This is a genomic window from uncultured Cloacibacillus sp. (genome assembly GCF_963926575.1).
GTDB lineage: Bacteria > Synergistota > Synergistia > Synergistales > Synergistaceae > Caccocola > Caccocola faecigallinarum.
The window spans coordinates 197,382-216,473 of sequence record NZ_CAWUXW010000001.1 but is presented as its reverse complement, the minus strand read 5'-3'; the positions used below and the strand labels follow the sequence as shown (position 1 = coordinate 216,473).

General features: G+C 60.0%; 15 protein-coding genes and 1 CRISPR repeat array (1 of these 16 cut by a window edge). Of the genes, 3 read left to right on the top strand and 12 right to left on the bottom strand.

Annotated elements, in window-relative coordinates:
* Nucleotides 1–258 precede the first annotated feature (258 nt).
* Complete coding sequence (locus ABGT66_RS00995) at nucleotides 259–1,605, top strand: radical SAM protein (RefSeq protein ID WP_346688211.1); 1,347 nt, start codon at nucleotides 259–261, stop codon at nucleotides 1,603–1,605.
* Between the two features lie 400 nt (nucleotides 1,606–2,005).
* Here the strand turns inward: ABGT66_RS00995 and rpsI are convergent, their stop codons facing one another.
* From rpsI to yfcE, 12 genes are all read right to left on the bottom strand, one after another.
* Complete coding sequence (gene rpsI / locus ABGT66_RS00990) at nucleotides 2,006–2,407, bottom strand: 30S ribosomal protein S9 (protein WP_087364798.1); 402 nt, start codon at nucleotides 2,405–2,407, stop codon at nucleotides 2,006–2,008.
* An 18-nt stretch (nucleotides 2,408–2,425) separates the two neighbouring features.
* Nucleotides 2,426–2,860, bottom strand: coding sequence for a 50S ribosomal protein L13 (rplM, locus tag ABGT66_RS00985; RefSeq protein ID WP_294193179.1), 435 nt, complete (start codon nucleotides 2,858–2,860; stop codon nucleotides 2,426–2,428).
* Nucleotides 2,861–3,046: 186 nt separating this feature from the next.
* The gene (gene secG / locus ABGT66_RS00980) at nucleotides 3,047–3,274 is read right to left on the bottom strand and encodes a preprotein translocase subunit SecG (protein ID WP_300261973.1); all 228 of its coding nucleotides are present in this window, start codon (nucleotides 3,272–3,274) and stop codon (nucleotides 3,047–3,049) included.
* An 84-nt stretch (nucleotides 3,275–3,358) separates the two neighbouring features.
* The gene (gene rdgB / locus ABGT66_RS00975; protein ID WP_346688208.1) at nucleotides 3,359–3,943 is read right to left on the bottom strand and encodes an RdgB/HAM1 family non-canonical purine NTP pyrophosphatase; all 585 of its coding nucleotides are present in this window, start codon (nucleotides 3,941–3,943) and stop codon (nucleotides 3,359–3,361) included.
* Nucleotides 3,934–4,695 (bottom strand): ribonuclease PH, encoded by a 762-nt coding sequence (rph, locus tag ABGT66_RS00970; RefSeq protein ID WP_294193174.1) that lies wholly within the window; start codon nucleotides 4,693–4,695, stop codon nucleotides 3,934–3,936. Before rph ends, rdgB begins: the two co-directional genes overlap by 10 nt.
* 1 nt (nucleotide 4,696) lies before the next feature.
* The gene (locus tag ABGT66_RS00965; RefSeq protein WP_346688206.1) at nucleotides 4,697–5,569 is read right to left on the bottom strand and encodes a GerMN domain-containing protein; all 873 of its coding nucleotides are present in this window, start codon (nucleotides 5,567–5,569) and stop codon (nucleotides 4,697–4,699) included.
* A 103-nt stretch (nucleotides 5,570–5,672) separates the two neighbouring features.
* Nucleotides 5,673–6,998, bottom strand: coding sequence for an N-acetylmuramoyl-L-alanine amidase (locus tag ABGT66_RS00960; protein WP_346688204.1), 1,326 nt, complete (start codon nucleotides 6,996–6,998; stop codon nucleotides 5,673–5,675).
* A complete protein-coding gene (locus ABGT66_RS00955; RefSeq protein WP_346688202.1) occupies nucleotides 6,976–8,337 on the bottom strand; it encodes a TldD/PmbA family protein in 1,362 nt (453 codons plus the stop codon). Before ABGT66_RS00955 ends, ABGT66_RS00960 begins: the two co-directional genes overlap by 23 nt.
* Complete coding sequence (locus tag ABGT66_RS00950) at nucleotides 8,334–9,371, bottom strand: GntG family PLP-dependent aldolase (RefSeq protein ID WP_346688200.1); 1,038 nt, start codon at nucleotides 9,369–9,371, stop codon at nucleotides 8,334–8,336. The genes ABGT66_RS00955 and ABGT66_RS00950 overlap by 4 nt, the downstream gene beginning before the upstream one ends.
* A gap of 55 nt (nucleotides 9,372–9,426) precedes the next feature.
* Nucleotides 9,427–10,251 (bottom strand): PHP domain-containing protein, encoded by an 825-nt coding sequence (locus ABGT66_RS00945; protein ID WP_300261954.1) that lies wholly within the window; start codon nucleotides 10,249–10,251, stop codon nucleotides 9,427–9,429.
* Complete coding sequence (locus ABGT66_RS00940) at nucleotides 10,238–11,050, bottom strand: GAF domain-containing protein (RefSeq protein WP_346688198.1); 813 nt, start codon at nucleotides 11,048–11,050, stop codon at nucleotides 10,238–10,240. The genes ABGT66_RS00945 and ABGT66_RS00940 overlap by 14 nt, the downstream gene beginning before the upstream one ends.
* Complete coding sequence (gene yfcE, locus ABGT66_RS00935; protein WP_303150352.1) at nucleotides 11,037–11,612, bottom strand: phosphodiesterase; 576 nt, start codon at nucleotides 11,610–11,612, stop codon at nucleotides 11,037–11,039. Before yfcE ends, ABGT66_RS00940 begins: the two co-directional genes overlap by 14 nt.
* 82 nt (nucleotides 11,613–11,694) lie before the next feature.
* On the opposite strand from yfcE, the gene ABGT66_RS00930 reads away from it, so the two are divergent.
* Entirely contained in the window at nucleotides 11,695–12,066 is a 372-nt protein-coding gene (locus ABGT66_RS00930) for a hypothetical protein (protein ID WP_346688195.1), read from the top strand.
* A complete protein-coding gene (locus ABGT66_RS00925; RefSeq protein ID WP_346688193.1) occupies nucleotides 12,063–12,515 on the top strand; it encodes a DUF188 domain-containing protein in 453 nt (150 codons plus the stop codon). Before ABGT66_RS00930 ends, ABGT66_RS00925 begins: the two co-directional genes overlap by 4 nt.
* A 196-nt stretch (nucleotides 12,516–12,711) precedes the next feature.
* Nucleotides 12,712–19,092: direct repeats of the CRISPR family, unit length 32 nt; unit sequence GTCGCGTCCCCCGCGGACGCGTGAGTTGAAAC; it runs 1,064 nt beyond the window's last position.

Genomic DNA, 19,092 nt, shown 5'->3' with positions numbered 1-19,092 from the left:
TAGAATAAGTGTTTATATATTGTCACAATAGACTATGTTATAATACCAGAAAAAGAAATATTAGGTTTTCAAATGCAGGAGAGTATCCCTATAAACAGCATAAGCAATAAAATATAGTATAGAGGGGATCACTTCTGTCAGAGAATAGGATGTGTATGCACTATAAAAACGACTCATTCTTCTCTGCTTATTTTTCTTCCTTGATGTTTAATTTTAAATCAAATTTTTTATATTTATGCACAAAAGGAGATAAAATATTTGAAACTCGCTAGTTCTATTGCTTTTCGCATATATGACTTGAAAACACAAACAAGAGCTATTGCCTTTAACACACAAACAAGACAATTCATGTTCTTAGAGGGTTTATCAGTTGAGTTACTGCAGTTACTTGTAGGAGAGCAATATTCTGAACTTAAGCAATGGATGCTAAAAAACGAGTTGGCAGAAACTGATGTTCGTGCTTTCTCAGATAAACTCGTCAATTTTGGATTCTACAATTCCTCTAGTACACCACCTCAAAATAGGGATATTGGGAAAGAGATAAGTAACAATTTAGATACAGAACATAGACGTGACCTGGACCTTTTCTTGAAAGTGCTTCATGAACATGGACTATACTATTATTTTCATATTGATTTAACAAATCGTTGTAATGAAAGATGCATTCATTGTTACCATCCGTTTGAATGTTATGATTATTCAAATGAACTAAGTACAGAAGAAGTTAAAAGTCTCATCGATAAGGTATATGATCTTGGTGCCTTTGTGGTCACCCTAAGCGGTGGCGAATGTTTGCTCCGGGATGATTTTTTTGAAATTTTAGAATATATTTCAGACAAAAATATTTTATCAGTAATTTTTACAAATGGAATATTGTTAACGGAAGATATTGTCCAGCACCTTAGCAAGTACCGTGTAAAAACAGTTAGCATTAGCATTTACGGAGACGAACCGGAAATACATGATAAGATTACGACAGTTAAAGGTTCTTTTGCAAAAACTATGAGCGGAGTTGCTTTGCTAAAAAAATACAATATACCTTTTGAAATTAAATCTGTCCTGATGGCTGAAAATATTGAACGTACAGAGCAAATACGAGCATTGTCTAGAAAGTTAAACTATGGTCGTGATTGCAGATTGGATTTTTCCCTTTGTGGAAAGATTAATGGTGATTGTGATCCTTTGATTCACCAAGCTTCATTAGAAGCTATCAAAAAAGTTTTTTATGCCAACCCAGAGCGCTATATAGATATAGGGCATCTGAAAACATTAAATGCGGACGATTTCCCTTGTGGAGCAGGTAAATATAGATTATACTGTAGCGCAGATGGTGAAATTTATCCTTGTGTTAGTTTCCGTTTACACATATGCCATTATTCGGAATTGCCCCAAATCAGAGAGTCGCCGATTCTTCGGCAGTGGCTGCAAACCAAGATTCGCGATTTTACAGATTGCATGAAGCATGAATATTGCAAATATTGCTCAGAGATCTGTGCAGGGAATAACCTTATTGAAAACGGAAACTATTTAAATAGTAAAAATGGAAGTAGATGTGAACTAGCCAAAATCATAACAGAATGGGTGAAAAAACATCGAGAATTATGATAATATATGAGCCAAAAGGAGGTGCACACTAATGGAGAAATTGAAAATCACTGTTGTCTCTGAAGAAACCGTAACAGCCACCACCGGAGGGTGTGGGAGAAATTGGGATAACCTGTGTGGGGCAAGAAACTAAATTTGATACGTTTTTGTCATAGGACAGTTCTCTTATTTGAGGGCTGAATTTAGTGTTTAGGTCTTAGGACTCTGCGCAAGTCGGTAGTTTGTCCCAGTCCATAAGAGCATATTACCGACAGCTCTAAACGAGCTCGAAAGTCCGCCAATCGCACCACTTTCCCGGATGGCTCCTAAAGAAGCTTACCGGGAATCTTTTTATATAAAGAAAACAGCCGCCGCTTCGTGCGAAGCGGCGGCTGTGGTGTTTTCGTATCTCTCGGGCGGATTAACGCTTGGAGAACTGCTTGTTGGCGCGGGCGCCTTTGAGTCCGACCTTCTTGCGTTCGACCATGCGCGGGTCGCGCGTGAGGAAGCCGGCTTTTTTGAGCGCGGGTCGCGCGTTGGGATACATTTTGAGTATCGCGCGGGCGACGCCGAGGCGGATGGCTCCGGCCTGTCCGGTGAGTCCGCCGCCGTGGGCGTTGACGAATACGTCGATTTTGCCTTCGACGCCGGCAACCGCGAGCGGCTGGACGGCCATCGACGACCAGTAGAAGCGCGGGAGGTAGTCCTTCACTTCACGGTTGTTGATGAGGAACTGTCCCGTTCCTTCGCATATGCGGACGCGGGCTATCGCGTTCTTTCTTCTGCCTGTGCCCCAGAGGAAAGCCGATTTTTTCTCTGCCATTTTATTCCACCCCTCTCCTTAGTCTATCTGCTCGGGCTTCTGAGCCGCGTGCGGATGCGCCGGTCCGGCGTAGACCTTGAGCTTGCGGTACATGTCGCGGCCGAGCTTCGTCTTCGGGAGCATGCCCCAGACGACGCGCTCGATGAGCTGCTCGGGACGGCGCTCGAGGACTTCTTTGTAGCTGAGCGTCTTGAGGCCGCCGGGGTGTCCCGTGTGGCGGCGTATTTTGGACTGGATGAGTTTCTTGCCGGTGAGTCCGACCTTGTCCGCGTTGATGACTACGACGAAGTCGCCGGTGTCGACGTGCGGGGTGTATGTGGGCTTGTGCTTGCCCGAAAGGATGCGGGCTACCTGTACTGCGAGACGGCCAAGATGCTTGTCGGTGGCGTCGATGAGATACCACTTGCGCTCTACTTCTTCGCCCTTGGCCATGTAGGAACGAGTGCCTATCATGGATCTTCCTCCTTAGAAGACGTGGTTGTTCGTAATTATTTATCGCTCAAAGCGCTTCCGGCCCTATCCGCCCGCCGCTGCGCGCCCGCCGTAACTCAGGCCCGCCCGCTGTCGGAAACGCTCCTTCGCCGGCTGTGGGGGACGGCTTCGGAACGCGGCGCGGAGTGCGCGTTTAAGTCCGCTTTGTTATCTGACGAGGACCTGGATGATCGAGATGATCATGAAGGCCGCCATGAGGCCGGCGGTTATCTTCGTGAGGCCGCTCATGCGCTGCCAGGTTCCGCTCATATCGGCCTGCGTGCCGCCGCCGCCGAATGCTCCGGTGAATCCGCCCGTCTTTCTCTTCTGCATCATTACGACGGCTATCAGGGCGACGCAGACGAGGATGTGTATGACTCCCAAAAGGATTCTCACAAACTACACCTCCAAAAATTTTATACTCAAAGACAAAGCCTTTGCTTTGTCGTGACTTCGCGGTTACACACTGCGTACAGCATACTATTCTATCACAGCTCTGAGCATTTCGGCTATACCTTTGACGGCGAGCGCGCGGTGAGAAATTTTATTTTTTGTCTCGTCGCCGAGCTCGGCGAAGGTTTTGTCGAAGCCGTCGGGGATGAAGACGGGGTCGTAGCCGAAGCCGGACTCGCCGCGCGGCTCGCGGATTATGACGCCGGGGCAGTAGCGCGTCACGACGAGCGGCTCGCGCCCGCCGGGCATGACGACGGCTATCGCGCAGGCGAAGCGTCCGCGCATGTCCTCTTTGTCCGCAAGCTCGCCGAGCAGCCAGCGCGTTCTGTCCGCGTCGCTGCCCTCTACGATGCGCGCGGAATGTACGCCGGGCAGTCCGCCGAGAGCCTCGGCCTCGAGGCCGCTGTCGTCGGCGAGCGCGGGGAGGCCCGTCGCTTCGGCCCACGCGCGCGCCTTGATGAGCGCGTTGTCCGCGTAGGTTTCGCCTGTTTCTTCTATTTCGTGCGGCCCTTCCATGTCTCCGCCGAAGAGCAGCTCTACGCCGATCGGCTCGAGCTGCGCCTTCATCTCGCGGTATTTGCCGCGGTTGCCGCTCGCGAATACTATGCGCATGTTTCAAACAGCCTCCGCTCGTCTTCCGTCAGTTCGAGAACTTCTGTCTGCCGGCGGCGGATTTCCGCTATCCCGAGCTCCGCTAGGTCGAGCATCTGCGCGAGCTCGGCGCGCGAGAAGGTCGCGCCCTCACCCGTGCCCTGGAGCTCGACTATCTCGCCGCGCCCCGTCATGACGACGTTGGCGTCGACCTCGGCGGTGGAGTCCTCTTCGTAGCAGAGGTCGAGCAGCGGAACGCCGCGGCATTTGCCTACGCTGACGGCAGCTATCTGGTTTTTGAGCGGGATTTCGGAAATTTTGCCGTCGGCGCACATTCTGCGCAGCGCGTCGAAGAGCGCGACGAAGCCCGCGGATATCGACGCTGTCCTCGTGCCGCCGTCGGCCTGCAGAACGTCGCAGTCTATCGTTATCGTGCGCTCGCCGAGGCGCGTCATGTCTACTGCGGCGCGCAGCGAGCGGCCTATGAGCCGCTGTATCTCGCTGCCGCGCGCGTCGCGCTTTCCGCGGCTTATCTCGCGCTGCATGCGGCTCTGCGTCGAGCGCGGGAGCATCGCGTATTCCGCCGTTATCCAGCCGTTGCCCGAGCCGCGGAGGAAGGGCGGCACTTTGTCGTCTACCGACGCGGTGCAGAGGACGTGCGTATTGCCCCAGCGGATGAGGGCCGAGCCCTCGGCGTAGCGGTTGACGGCGCGTTCGAGAATTATCGGGCGCAGCATGTCGCAGGCGCGCCCGTCTGTGCGGAGCGTCTCCATGCTAGCGTCCCTCCGTCCACGCCGTCGTGAGGTCGACTGGCGTCTTTTCCGTTATTTCTTTCGAGTTGACGTAGAACTTTATTTTTTTGACGGGCGGGAAGTTGTCGCGCATCGTGTTGAGCATGCCGTTGAGCGCCTGCGCGGCTTTGTCTTTGCCGAGCTTCTTTATCGAGCTCTGGAAGGCCGCCGTCATGTCGACGTAGAGCCATTCGCCGCTCTGGAAGACGTTCGTCACGGAGACGGCGGGGTCCATCGCCTTCGTCTCCTTGAGGCTGTCTATGTACATCGACAGAACCCTCTGTATGTCGTCCTCGCGCGTCGCGCCGGGCTTGAGCTCTATGGCGCGCGTCTGGAAGGACTGGCCGTCCGGCACGTAAATGCTGTACTGCGCGTTCGACGGCGCGGGCTCCTGCTCCGCCGCGGTCTCGGCGACTTCCGCGCCGCTTCCGTAGACGCTGCCGATGCGTTCGCCGCCCTGCTTGTCCGACCATGCGAAGAAGTAGTTGGTCGCGACGTAGCCGCAGGTGAAGAGTATGACGACGAGCGCTATCCACGCGAATATGCGGACGATTTTCGGCGCGCGCGGGCGCTGCTCTTCGTCGTCCTCGTAGTCCTCTTCGTCGTCGATTTCCGCGCGCTTCATCGTTTTGCGCTTGCGGCTGCCGCGCAGCGAGCGGACCTCTTCTTCCTCTTCCATTTCGCGTTCGCGCAGCGTGCGGCGCGCGCGCGGACGGCGCGGCTTTTCTTCCTGTTCCTCGCGCTCTTCGTCTTCCTCGCGCATCAGTCCGCGGCGGCGCACCGCGGGCTGGTCGTAATTTTCTTCTTTTTTATCGCGTATCACGAAGTGGCGCTGTCTTTCTTCCGGATCTCTCATTGCTCGTCCTCCAATGACGGTGAAGCGTTTTTCTGTAATTTCGTATTATATGATAAAAACGGCCCGCGCGTCTCGTCCGCGCGGGCCGGCTTCAGCTTTCGCGTCAGCGTCCGCGGTGCGTCTCGATGAAGGTGATTATGCCCTCGGCGAGGCTGCGGCACATCTTCTCGCGGTAGGCCGCGGTGTTGAGCCGCTTCGCCTCGGCGGCGTTCGTCAGGTAGCCCATCTCGACGAGGACCGCGGGCATGCCCGCTCCGCGCAGGACGAAGAAGGGCGCCTGCGCGACCTTGCGCATCGGCAGGCCGGACTTTTTGGCGTTCGCGTGCAGGACTTCCGTCAGCTCCGTGCTCGCGCCTATCTTGTCGTTCTGCTGCATGTCGCCGAGTATTTTGAGCAGAAGCTGCGTTTTCTTGTCGGCTTTCTGGATTTCCGCGGCGCTGTGCGCGTCGCCGGAGATTTCACGGTTTTCGACGATGGCGAGGTTCATTGCGTCCTTGTCGGAGGGAAGGGCCATGATGTAGATTTCAAAGCCCGCGACGCCGCTCTTGCCCTTGGGCATGGAGTTGCAGTGGAGGCTGATGAACACGTCGGCGTTGTTCTTGTTCGCGAAGGCGGTGCGCTCCGCGAGCTTGAGGTAGACGTCCGTGCTGCGCGTGAGGCGCGCGTCGACGCCCTTTTCTTTGAGTATCTTCGCAAGCTGCGTCGCGGCTCGGAGGTTGATGTCCTTCTCGCGTATTTTGTTCGCGACGGCTCCCGGGTCGTGTCCGCCGTGGCCAGCGTCGATGACGACTATCGGCTTGCGTCCGGCGCGCGGCTTGGGCGCGGGGGCCGCGGCCTTGGCGGGCGCCTGCGCTTCCTGCTTCGGCTCCGCCTTCGGCGTCTCGGCCTTTGGCTTCGGCTTGGCGGGCTGCGCCGGCTTTTTCACGGGCGCGCTCTGTTTCGGCTGGATTTTGGGCGCGGGCTGCTTTTGGGGCGCTGGCTGAGCTGCGGCGACGGTTTTCGTGTCGCCCCAGCGGAAGGCCGCCTTCTGGCCTATCGCCTTGTAGAAGCTGTCGAAGGCGGAGAGCAACGAGCGCCCCTCGCCCCACCAGTGCCCGTCCTTCGTGACGACCGGCGTCGGGAAGCTGATTATCGTCCCGGCGGCGCGCACGATGTTCGAGCCGTTCCAGAACTCTATCTTTTTGCCGCCCATCGTGACGACGAGCGAGGTGCCGTCGTTCTTCGGCGCGAAGCCGAGCGCGGAGACCACTTCGTCCACCGCCATCTCGCGCAGCGTGCCGTTCATGCGGACGCTGACGCTGCCCTTGCGTATGTCCCCGTTCCAGAGCTCTATCTTCTCCGCCGCGAAGGCGGGGAGCGCGCAGAGCAGCAGCGCGGAGAGCGCGAGCAGGATTATCCGTTTCGTCTTATTTCCCAGCGATGACAACATTATCTACCACCAACGTCGGCGCGGCGGTCGCGTAGGAGTACGTGAGGTCGTTTCCCGCCGCCGCGATGTTTTTCATGAATTCAAGAAGGTTCGATGCGATTGTGACGCCGCTGACGGGCGTCGTGATTTCACCGTTTATTATCCTGTGGCCCTTGGCTCCTATCGAGAAGTCGCCGCTGACGGGGTCTATCGTGTGCAGCCCCATGAACTCCGTGACGTACATGCCGCTGCCGACGCGCGAGAGCAGCGACTGCGGGCTCTCCGTCCCGGGCTCGAAGATGAGGTTCGTCGTCCCCACGTCGGGCAGGGAGGACATGCCGCGCGAGCAGTTGCCTGTGGACCTCACGCCGTCCTTCGCGGCGTACTGGAGGTTGTAGAGGAAGGCCGAGGCGACGCCGCCCTTTATGAGCTCCGTGCGCGAGGTCGGCACGCCCTCGGAGTCCCACGAGGAGCTGCCGGCCTTCCACGGCACGCGCCCGTCGTCGGTGAGGTTCACGCACGGCGAGGCGACGATGTCGCCTATGCGCCCCTTCATCAGCGAGCGCCCGCGGTGGACGTCCGAGGCGCAGAAGAGGCCGCCTATCGCGTCGACGAGCGGCACCGCCGCGTCGGGGTCTATGACTATCGTGTAGGTTCCCGTTTCAAGCTGCGTGCCGCCGAGCGCGGCGACGGTCTGCTTTACCGCCGTGCGCGCGCATTTCGCCGCGTCGAGCTCGCAGAGGCGCAGCGCGTCCATTCCGTAGCCGCCCATCTCAGTGAACTCGCCGGACTGCGCTAGGACGACGACGCCGCAGTTGGCGCTGGAGCCCTGCTCCCAGCCGGAGAGCCCTTTCGTAGTCGCGAAGAACGACGCGCCCCAGCCGTCGCGCCACGCCGCCGAGCGCACGGATATTATGCGCGCGTCTGCGCTTTTCGCCACTTCCGTCATCTGCGCGCAGTATTCCATGCGCTGCTTCGGCGTTATCTCGCGTATTTTTTCGTCCTCGGCCTCGAGCTCGGGGCAGCGGACGAGCGGCCCGTCGTAGAGCATGACGCCCTCCTCGGGCTGCGAGGCGCGTGCGTTGTGGAGGCTCCATTCGATGAGCGAATCGACGGAGCCGCGGTCGAGCCTGTTGCCGTAGGCTATGCCCTGGCGGCCGTCCGCGAGTATCGTGCGCACGCCGAGGCCGGCGGAGGAGCCGCTTGTGGATTCTTCTATCTCGCCGTCCTTGAGCGTGAGGCCGTTGGCGCAGCCCTCGCTGTATAGCACGTCCGCGCCGCTCGCGCCGCCGCGCAGCGCGGCGTCCAGCGCGTGCGCGGCGAGCGCCTCTACCTCTTCGTGTGAAAGAAATCCCGTCACGCCCGGATTACCTCGGCTACAATCGCGGCGGCGCGCTCCACGTCCTCGCGGTCGACGTCCATGTGCGTCACGAAGCGCGCGCGGCGCGGCGAGACCATGTGGATGAGCATGCCCTTGTCTAGGCAGCGTTTTTCAAACTCCGCGTCGCTCACGTCGCCCTCTCCGAGCGGGAAGAATACCATGTTCGTCATGTCGGGCGTATCCTCGACGGCGATTCCGGCCCTGCGCAGCAGATCGGCGAGCAGCTTCGCGTTCTCGTGGTCCTCGGCGAGGCGCGCGATGTTGTTCTTGAGCGCGTAAAGGCCCGCCGCCGCGGCTATGCCGACCTGGCGCTGCGCGCCGCCGAGGCGCTTGCGCCATTTCTTCGCCTTTTCTATAAATTCGTGCGAGCCGCAGAGCATCGAGCCGAGCGGCGCGCCGAGCCCCTTCGAGAGGCAGAACTGCACGGAGTCGACCTCTTTCGTAAATTCGCTGACCTCGACGCCGTACTTGACCGCGGCGTTGAAGATGCGCGCGCCGTCGAGGTGGACGTGGAAGCCGAGGCGGCGGCCTTCGCGGGCCGTGCGCGCGAAGCGCTCAGGCGAGACCGCTATGCCGCCCGTGTAGTTGTGCGTGTTTTCGAGCGCGAGCATGGTCGTCTCGGGGTGGTGTATGTCGCCGTCGGCCCTGTTCGCGGGCGCGAGCTCCTCGGGCGCGGGGATGCCGCTGTCGTCGTTGAGCGGGTAGGGGCAGAGGCCAGCTATCGCGGATAGGCCTCCGACCTCGGAGCACCATACGTGCGAGCGCTTGCCCGCGAGGACGCTTTCGCCCTGGCGTCCCGCCGCGACGAAGGCGAGCAGGTTGCCCATCGTGCCGGAGCAGGCGTATATCGCCGCCTCTTTTCCGGTTATCTCCGCCGCGTATTCGCAGAGTGCGTTCGACGACGGGTCGTCCCCGTAGATGTCGTCGCCGACGGCGGCGCTCGCTATGACCTTGCGCATCTCCTCCGAGGGGCGCGTTACGGTGTCGCTTCTGAAGTCCATTATTTTATGCATCGTTTATCCTCCGTTCTTAATTTTTATATGCTTTGGATAATTTTCGTCCGTCTTATTATCTTACGCCGAGCCTCGCCCACGGCAGGAAGTCCTCGCTGACCGCCATGCCGATGTCGGCGCTGTGGTCGCCGGTGCCGTGGAAGTCGCTGCCCGCCGTCGCGTAGAGGCCGAAGCGCTGCGCGAGCGCGAGGTGGCGGAAGGTCGTCTCCGGGCTGTTAGCGCCGTAGACCGCCTCTATGCCCCAGAGACCGTAGCTCTTGAGCCGCGCCACAAGCTCCTCGAGCCCCGCGTCGTCGAGCCTGCACTGCGCGGGGTGCGCGAGCACCGCTACGCCGCCCGCCTCGCGTATGAGCGCGATGCATTCCTCCGGCTCTATCCTCTCGCGCGAAACGTAGGCCTTGGCCCCTCTGTCGAGATACTTTATGAAAGCGTCGCCTATCGAGAAGGCGTAGCCCTTGTCGACCAGAAGCTGCGCGATGTGCGGACGCGCGAGCACCTCGCCGTTCGTCAGCGCCTCCGCCTCCTCGATTCGCACGGGGATGCCGAGCTTGTTCAGCTTCTCGAAAATCCGCGCGTTTCTCTCGCTGCGCTTCCGCCGTATATCCTCGAGCCGTTTCTCAAGATTTCCGGCCCCGGGCGTGATGCGGTAGCCGAGTATGTGCAGCGTGTACGGCGCGGCGGCGGAGAGCTCTATGCCGCAGAGGCCGCGGACGCCCTCGCGCTCGCAGGCCTCCATAAAGACCGGCAGCCCCGACGTCGTGTCGTGGTCCGTAAGCGCGAGCAGCGCGAGGCCGCGCTTTTTAGCCGCCGCGGCGAGCTGCTGCGGCGTGTATCTGCCGTCGGAAAAACGGCTGTGAACGTGCATATCAATCAGAATCATAGTCATCTATTTCCTCTGTGCTTTCAATTTCAAACATATACAGCTCGTGGGCGAGTATCATCGCCGCGAGCGAAAGCTTCGCCGCGTCCTCCTGCGTGAATGCCCCCGACGAGGCCGACTCCAGCTGGAGCACGCCGAGCTTCTCGCCGTGCGCCGAGAGCGGCACGGAAACGATCGAAGCCGCGTCGCGGTCCATCGGCTGGTCGTGCGCGGTAGAGACGCGGTCTACAACCATCGGCTTGCCCGATGCGTAGACCTTCCACGGCGTGCCGCCGTTCCTCTTGAGCCGCTTCGGCGCTTCGCCGAAATGCGCCGGAATGTAGAGGCTGCCGTCCTCCTTCGCTAGGATTATAAAGACCGCCTCGTCTGGAGCCATGCTCTGAAGCTCCTCCCACGCGCGGTCGATGAACGCGCCGTAGTCCGGCGCCTGCGCGACGCCGGCGGCGAACGCCTCGAACGACGGAATGAGCCGCTTCGCCCTGTCCCTGAAATAGAACAGATACGCGCTTATCGTAAAAAAGAGCGCGAAGACCGACGCGGCCTCAAGCCACGAAAAAACTCCCGCGACCGCGACGACCACCGCAGCGCCAGCGCAGAGCACGAGATTCGTCTTGTAAGGCCAGCGGCCGGCCTCGTTCAGCCCGATGAACGCCGCGACTAAAATCGCCGTAAAAAACGGAAAGGAGTCGAAAACGCAGCTGAAGACCGAACCCGCCGCGAGAAAGAGCACCCACAGCGCGGAGGGCCAGAAACGGCGCGGCCGAAAGACCGGCGCCGTCCTGCGCTTACCATTTCTCAAAATGCAGTTCCTCTCCGCCGAGCGTCATAATCCAGATGCCCTCGTCAGTGGCGAAAGCCGCGCTCTCCGGGTCGCGTCCCTTCGGAATCGTCGTCGAGCCGGGGTTCAGGAAAATCGTCCCCTCCTCGCGCACGAGAGAACCGACGTGCGTGTGCCCCGAAATAGCGAGGTCCACCTTGTTGTAAAGCGCCATCTCGCGCAGCAGCGGGAAATTGTCGCCGTGCATCATGAGGATTTTTTTGCCGTGCCACGTCGCCGAAACAATCGGATGAAACTCCGGCTTCAGCACCATCATGTCCACCGGCGCGTCGCAGTTGCCCGTCGAGATAAGCACCCTGCCGCCGTCGAAATAAAAATCGTTGATAGCCTCGGAAAGATCCGCCGGCGTATAGCCGCCCGGGATGCTGTTGCGCGGCCCGTGATAAAGCACGTCGCCCGCGTGCAGCACCGTCTTCACCTCCGGCCCGAAAAGCTCGAGCGCGCGCTTCCACGCCGGGAAGCTGCCGTGCGTGTCGGAGAGTATGCCGATCTTGCTGTCTTCTATGACGTAAACGGACAACACAATCCATCCCTTCTCTTAGAATGACGGTTTATATTATAATTCAGAGCGGCTGGAAAGATAAACCGCAAGGGGGAACAATTTAATGGAACTCGACATAAAAAACCTCGGAGACCAGGACATGAAGCAGCTCGTCAAATCTCTCGAGCTCGTCTCGGCGCGCGTGCTCGACTCCGTCGTGCGCACGAGCCAGCTCGCGAGCGCGGCGACGCCCGAAATGCAGGCGCTCTTCGCCGAATGGGTTGGCTGCCTCGGCGGCGAGCTCACGCGCGCGGTCGAAGAGAAAGGCGCGATAAATCCCGACGAGCTCGCCAAAACCATCGGCGTTACGCCCGCGACGGTCATCTCCCTCGCGCTTGCGCTCCACCGCGAAGGCGCGATAAAAATCACAGAGCTCAAGGCCGAGCCGTCGAACGGCGTCAACACGGAAATCTGCGGCTGCCTCCGCCGGAATTGAAAATCATCGTAGACGCCGACGCCTGCCCGCGCGGCGCGCTCGCTGCCGCCGCGTCGCTCGCGGAGCGCTACGGCGCGCGGCTCGTCACCGTCGCGGGCTTCGACCACGTCATCGACTCGCCGGAGCACGTGACCGTCGGCGACGACCCGCAGGAGGCCGACATAAAAATAATCAACCTCACGCGCGCGGGCGACGCCGTCGTAACGCAGGACATCGGCCTCGCCGCCGCCGTCCTCGGCAAAAAAGCCGCCGCGATAGGTCCGTGCGGCTTCGAATACCGCGAGGAAACCATCGCCGCGGCTCTCGAAGAGCGCGAAATAAAGGCGAAATACCGCCGCGCCGGAGGCCGCACCAAAGGCCCGCCGAAACGCACCAAAGAAGACGACGAACGATTCGCGTCGCGCCTCGAACAAATTCTGCGCCGCCTCGCAAAAGACAACGCCGGGTAACAAAACGCGCGGCGCGCAGACGACCGCGCCCGCGGACCATAAGCTTACATAAAAACCCCGGAAGCCTCGCACCCCGCGCTGTGTCCGGGAAAATCAAAAAATTCAGCAGCCCTGCGCATCATGAAAAGCGCCGAAACGCAGCCTTCGCGCAAAATAGCGGAAAAGTGATATCATAGACACATCTTTTCGCACCACCGTCGCGTCCCCCGCGGACGCGTGAGTTGAAACTGAATTACTGATGCCTAAGCCTGTGCTTAATACGTCGCGTCCCCCGCGGACGCGTGAGTTGAAACAAGCTGTGGGCTCATCGCGCACCACGCGCGGAAGTCGCGTCCCCCGCGGACGCGTGAGTTGAAACATGCCACGGGAGCGAGCCGTCGTCGGGGTCGCGTCGCGTCCCCCGCGGACGCGTGAGTTGAAACGCTGCACCGCCTACGCCGTGATTGACGGCGGCGTGTCGCGTCCCCCGCGGACGCGTGAGTTGAAACGTCTGCGCGTTCTGGCTGAGCTGCGCATAGGCGGTCGCGTCCCCCGCGGACGCGTGAGTTGAAACATTAAAAACGTGGCGAATATCTCACGGACTCACTCGTCGCGTCCCCCGCGGACGCGTGAGTTGAAACTTCTTGAGGTGCACCGGCAAGGCCGCCTCAATCTGTCGCGTCCCCCGCGGACGCGTGAGTTGAAACTCTTGTCGCGCTCGCGCTCATAGCGCTGATGTTGTCGCGTCCCCCGCGGACGCGTGAGTTGAAACCCGTCAAGGATAACGGCAACGACGTGATGACCGGTCGCGTCCCCCGCGGACGCGTGAGTTGAAACTACATACTGTTCAATCACATCGTCTTCCCGCTGCGTCGCGTCCCCCGCGGACGCGTGAGTTGAAACTCCGTCAACGTCGAGGAACGCGCCCGTACCCTCGGTCGCGTCCCCCGCGGACGCGTGAGTTGAAACTCCGTCTGAGTCGTACATATCCTCCATTTTTACGTCGCGTCCCCCGCGGACGCGTGAGTTGAAACTTGAGTATCAGCTTGCACCGGTACGCGGTCTCGGTCGCGTCCCCCGCGGACGCGTGAGTTGAAACGCGAAGAACACGAGAAATTGAGCGCCGCCTACGAGTCGCGTCCCCCGCGGACGCGTGAGTTGAAACTGCTTGAAGCGCCGCAGCCATCACAGTAAACGTAAGTCGCGTCCCCCGCGGACGCGTGAGTTGAAACGAAATTAGACTCCTTGGAGACGACGTAATAGTAGGTCGCGTCCCCCGCGGACGCGTGAGTTGAAACTATAAGCCGCAGCGTAGAGGCCGCAGCAGGCAGTCGCGTCCCCCGCGGACGTGTGAGTTGAAACGTATCACCTCCGGCAGCCTGTCTCTTTGCTTCTGGTCGCGTCCCCCGCGGACGCGTGAGTTGAAACTGACCAGCCTCATATGGTGGTGCGCCGTTGCTGGTCGCGTCCCCCGCGGACGCGTGAGTTGAAACTATGCTGTCCGGTGTAGCTATCGCCTGTCCGGCTCGTCGCGTCCCCCGCGGACGCGTGAGTTGAAACGATAATCCATCTATCTCGTGGCCAGCGCGATTCGGTCGCGTCCCCCGCGGACGCGTGAGTTGAAACATTTTAAAGATGAATAGTTATTAAAAGCATATCTGTCGCGTCCCCCGCGGACGCGTGAGTTGAAACTCGAAATACCGCCGGTCAATCCCGCGACGCATGAGGTCGCGTCCCCCGCGGACGCGTGAGTTGAAACTTCTATCCGGGAGCGATGTTCGGAGATTACAACGTCGCGTCCCCCGCGGACGCGTGAGTTGAAACGAGAAAATAGGCATCTCGCCGCGCTTCTCGCAGGGTCGCGTCCCCCGCGGACGCGTGAGTTGAAACTTCTACGAGCTCTATTATCTCGTCAGATTCTTCGGGTCGCGTCCCCCGCGGACGCGTGAGTTGAAACGTCCAAAAGTTTCCTGTAGCCGCCTTCGGCCTTGGTCGCGTCCCCCGCGGACGCGTGAGTTGAAACGTCCAAAAGTTTCCTGTAGCCGCCTTCGGCCTTGGTCGCGTCCCCCGCGGACGCGTGAGTTGAAACCAGCGTGAGCGCGGCGGATTTCTTCGATACGAGGCGTCGCGTCCCCCGCGGACGCGTGAGTTGAAACTCGGGCGTCCGCGCGGTAGACCCCGGCGTCTTGTCGCGTCCCCCGCGGACGCGTGAGTTGAAACATATTGTCGTCCTTGAAGCGTACTGTCACGGCTTGTCGCGTCCCCCGCGGACGCGTGAGTTGAAACGAGCATGAGCTTATATCGGCGGCCTGTAAGCTGGTCGCGTCCCCCGCGGACGCGTGAGTTGAAACCTTCTTCGGTGTACTGCGTCGTCGTGACCAGCGCGTCGCGTCCCCCGCGGACGCGTGAGTTGAAACCGCTAGTGCCGGCCTGTTAAACGGCATCGTCTACGTCGCGTCCCCCGCGGACGCGTGAGTTGAAACATATACCCCCTATGCGACAATCGCTTCGCCCGGTATGTCGCGTCCCCCGCGGACGCGTGAGTTGAAACGCGGAGGGCGTCAAATACGGCGAAGAGCTCATGTCGCGTCCCCCGCGGACGCGTGAGTTGAAACGCGACGACCGCGCCGATGTCCTGCAAGAGGCCGAGTCGCGTCCCCCGCGGACGCGTGAGTTGAAACAATGATACTATAAAAATTATATGAATTCAATTTATCGTCGCGTCCCCCGCGGACGCGTGAGTTGAAACCAGAACCTAGACGTGAGCACGATATAAAGCGGTAGTCGCGTCCCCCGCGGACGCGTGAGTTGAAACTCATGGTGTCCCTCCTCCGGCGGGTTGCGCCAGGTCGCGTCCCCCGCGGACGCGTGAGTTGAAACCCGCGTGCTCTTGCGCTCCGCTTGGAGCGCCTGTGTCGCGTCCCCCGCGGACGCGTGAGTTGAAACCCATTGCTACGATGGAAGGCCTCTAATCGGGGCTAGGTCGCGTCCCCCGCGGACGCGTGAGTTGAAACTTGTTGTCTATATTATAGCGCTACGGGCGCTATGTCGCGTCCCCCGCGGACGCGTGAGTTGAAACTTGACTTCGGCGGCTTCGCGTTGAAGACGGCGGGTCGCGTCCCCCGCGGACGCGTGAGTTGAAACTTCATCACTCGCAAAACCGCAGAGCCGACGGTCGTCGCGTCCCCCGCGGACGCGTGAGTTGAAACACATTGCTGATAGCTGGAGCCGTTGCGCTTGCGTCGCGTCCCCCGCGGACGCGTGAGTTGAAACCTCAATACTCGCAAAACCGCAGAGCCGACGGTCGTCGCGTCCCCCGCGGACGCGTGAGTTGAAACACATTGCTGATAGCTGGAGCCGTTGCGCTTGCGTCGCGTCCCCCGCGGACGCGTGAGTTGAAACCTCAATATTGACAAGAGCAAGGGCAAGAAGAAAGTCGCGTCCCCCGCGGACGCGTGAGTTGAAACCTTATCGCGTCTCCCTGCTTGCTTCCGACCGCCCGTCGCGTCCCCCGCGGACGCGTGAGTTGAAACACCGGCTGCCTTTTGCTGGCCACGACGCCGACGCCGGTCGCGTCCCCCGCGGACGCGTGAGTTGAAACTTCCCAGGCTACTTTCCCAGGCTACAGCATACCGGTCGCGTCCCCCGCGGACGCGTGAGTTGAAACAGGGTGTAGAGTATAGACCTCACCGGCGCGTGAAGTCGCGTCCCCCGCGGACGCGTGAGTTGAAACCGATATATAGGTCTAAAATACTTGAATCTTTATGTCGCGTCCCCCGCGGACGCGTGAGTTGAAACTCGTTGAATACACGCTCCACCTGCCCGCAGATGGTCGCGTCCCCCGCGGACGCGTGAGTTGAAACCCTTAAGGGCGTCGCCGAGGTCGTACCATGTCGGTCGCGTCCCCCGCGGACGCGTGAGTTGAAACAAAATCGGCATGTTCTGCATAACGCGGTTTGAAGTCGCGTCCCCCGCGGACGCGTGAGTTGAAACTTTGTTGCCCGCTCGCAGAATGTCAGCAAAAAAGTCGCGTCCCCCGCGGACGCGTGAGTTGAAACATTGCCCGCGGTCTGCGCGCTCGCCGCGGCCTCGTCGCGTCCCCCGCGGACGCGTGAGTTGAAACGCGCTCCACATGGCGCAGAGCGTCATACACGTAGGTCGCGTCCCCCGCGGACGCGTGAGTTGAAACCTCCGCCGGCGGGAACTCGTAACCGCAGGCGGGACGTCGCGTCCCCCGCGGACGCGTGAGTTGAAACTACTATTGGTGCTGTCTCTTTCGAGAGTGCTGCGTCGCGTCCCCCGCGGACGCGTGAGTTGAAACACGATATCCAGATATTTTTGAACAGATAAGAACGTCGCGTCCCCCGCGGACGCGTGAGTTGAAACATTTTGTCTCTGCTAAAGGCTCCATTGAGGATACGTCGCGTCCCCCGCGGACGCGTGAGTTGAAACATATTCTCTTGCAAAAACAAAACTTGCTGCTGCGTCGCGTCCCCCGCGGACGCGTGAGTTGAAACCCGAAAAATCACCAAACATAGGCTCACCAGAACGTCGCGTCCCCCGCGGACGCGTGAGTTGAAACACCTCCAAATATTAAATTGTATGAAACTAACGTAGTCGCGTCCCCCGCGGACGCGTGAGTTGAAACTGTAGTACGCTCGCCGGAACTCGCGCCCATCTGGTCGCGTCCCCCGCGGACGCGTGAGTTGAAACTGGGCTTCAAGCTCTTCAACCAGCTCCACAACATGTCGCGTCCCCCGCGGACGCGTGAGTTGAAACACCGGCACGCTCGCGAGCTTGCAGTCCATCACGGGTCGCGTCCCCCGCGGACGCGTGAGTTGAAACCAGTATGTCCGAACATACCTTCCATTTTAGTTAGTCGCGTCCCCCGCGGACGCGTGAGTTGAAACTTCGTGGCCGCGCCGGAATGTCCGGCGTTTCGGGTCGCGTCCCCCGCGGACGCGTGAGTTGAAACCCGGCAACGTCGAGCCGGTGCTCACGGCTGAAGTCGCGTCCCCCGCGGACGCGTGAGTTGAAACGCGTCCGGCTTGTATTCGCCGGTGGTTTTGTCGTCGCGTCCCCCGCGGACGCGTGAGTTGAAACGCCAGTGAGCGTGTCGCGGTTTATCGCAAGCCCTGTCGCGTCCCCCGCGGACGCGTGAGTTGAAACACCTTCGGAATACCCAAAGGAGACAAAGGCGACACGTCGCGTCCCCCGCGGACGCGTGAGTTGAAACTTGTTGCGGCTTTTTGAGCCGCCTCCGCTCTTGAGTCGCGTCCCCCGCGGACGCGTGAGTTGAAACTATCGCCGGGCGTGCAATGCAAAACCAACACACTGTCGCGTCCCCCGCGGACGCGTGAGTTGAAACACAGGCCGCCATAGACGAGGACGGCGTACTCACGTCGCGTCCCCCGCGGACGCGTGAGTTGAAACGTCTCTGCTCTTCGGCAACCGCGTGGACGTGCTCGTCGCGTCCCCCGCGGACGCGTGAGTTGAAACTAACTTGCCGCGCTGGAAAAATCCCGGCGCGGCAGTCGCGTCCCCCGCGGACGCGTGAGTTGAAACTTTAGCGATGCTCATAGCCAAGAAATTGGCAAGTCGCGTCCCCCGCGGACGCGTGAGTTGAAACACAGGCGTTAATGAAGATAATCAACCGACAAAGTCGCGTCCCCCGCGGACGCGTGAGTTGAAACCTTACGTCCTCTCTTTCCGTTCTCGAGCGCCGCGCGTCGCGTCCCCCGCGGACGCGTGAGTTGAAACCGCTAGTGCCGGCCTGTTAAACGGCATCGTCTACGTCGCGTCCCCCGCGGACGCGTGAGTTGAAACCCGTCATACACAGAGCTTTGCACTCTGACGGGCGTCGCGTCCCCCGCGGACGCGTGAGTTGAAACTCGGAAAATCCGAAGTTGCAGGCGGCAAGCCCGGTCGCGTCCCCCGCGGACGCGTGAGTTGAAACTCGGAAAATCCGAAGTTGCAGGCGGCAAGCCCGGTCGCGTCCCCCGCGGACGCGTGAGTTGAAACGTACTGCACCGGGCTGACCCCGGCAGTTTGCGCGTCGCGTCCCCCGCGGACGCGTGAGTTGAAACATAAGCTGAGTGAACATGCCGTCGCCGAAGTTGTCGCGTCCCCCGCGGACGCGTGAGTTGAAACCCAGGAGATTGAGTACCTTAAGACTCAGCAGCAAGTCGCGTCCCCCGCGGACGCGTGAGTTGAAACATTCCAGAAGTCTGTGTCGGCTTCGAGGATAAGCCCGTCGCGTCCCCCGCAGACGCGTGAGTTGAAACCTTGATGCCTTCTTCACAAGCGGGAGCCCCGAATGTCGCGTCCCCCGCAGACGCGTGAGTTGAAACAACGCAGACACGAGCTATTCAGACGTGGCGGAGACGTCGCGTCCCCCGCAGACGCGTGAGTTGAAACAGCTCTGACCTTGCAAGGTACGCCTCCGGCGAGAGTCGCGTCCCCCGCAGACGCGTGAGTTGAAACTAAACAAGTGCCGCTGTTATGTTTTTAAGGTTCGTCGCGTCCCCCGCAGACGCGTGAGTTGAAACAGACCGTCGGGGCGCAGGAGGCTACCGGCTACGTCGCGTCCCCCGCAGAC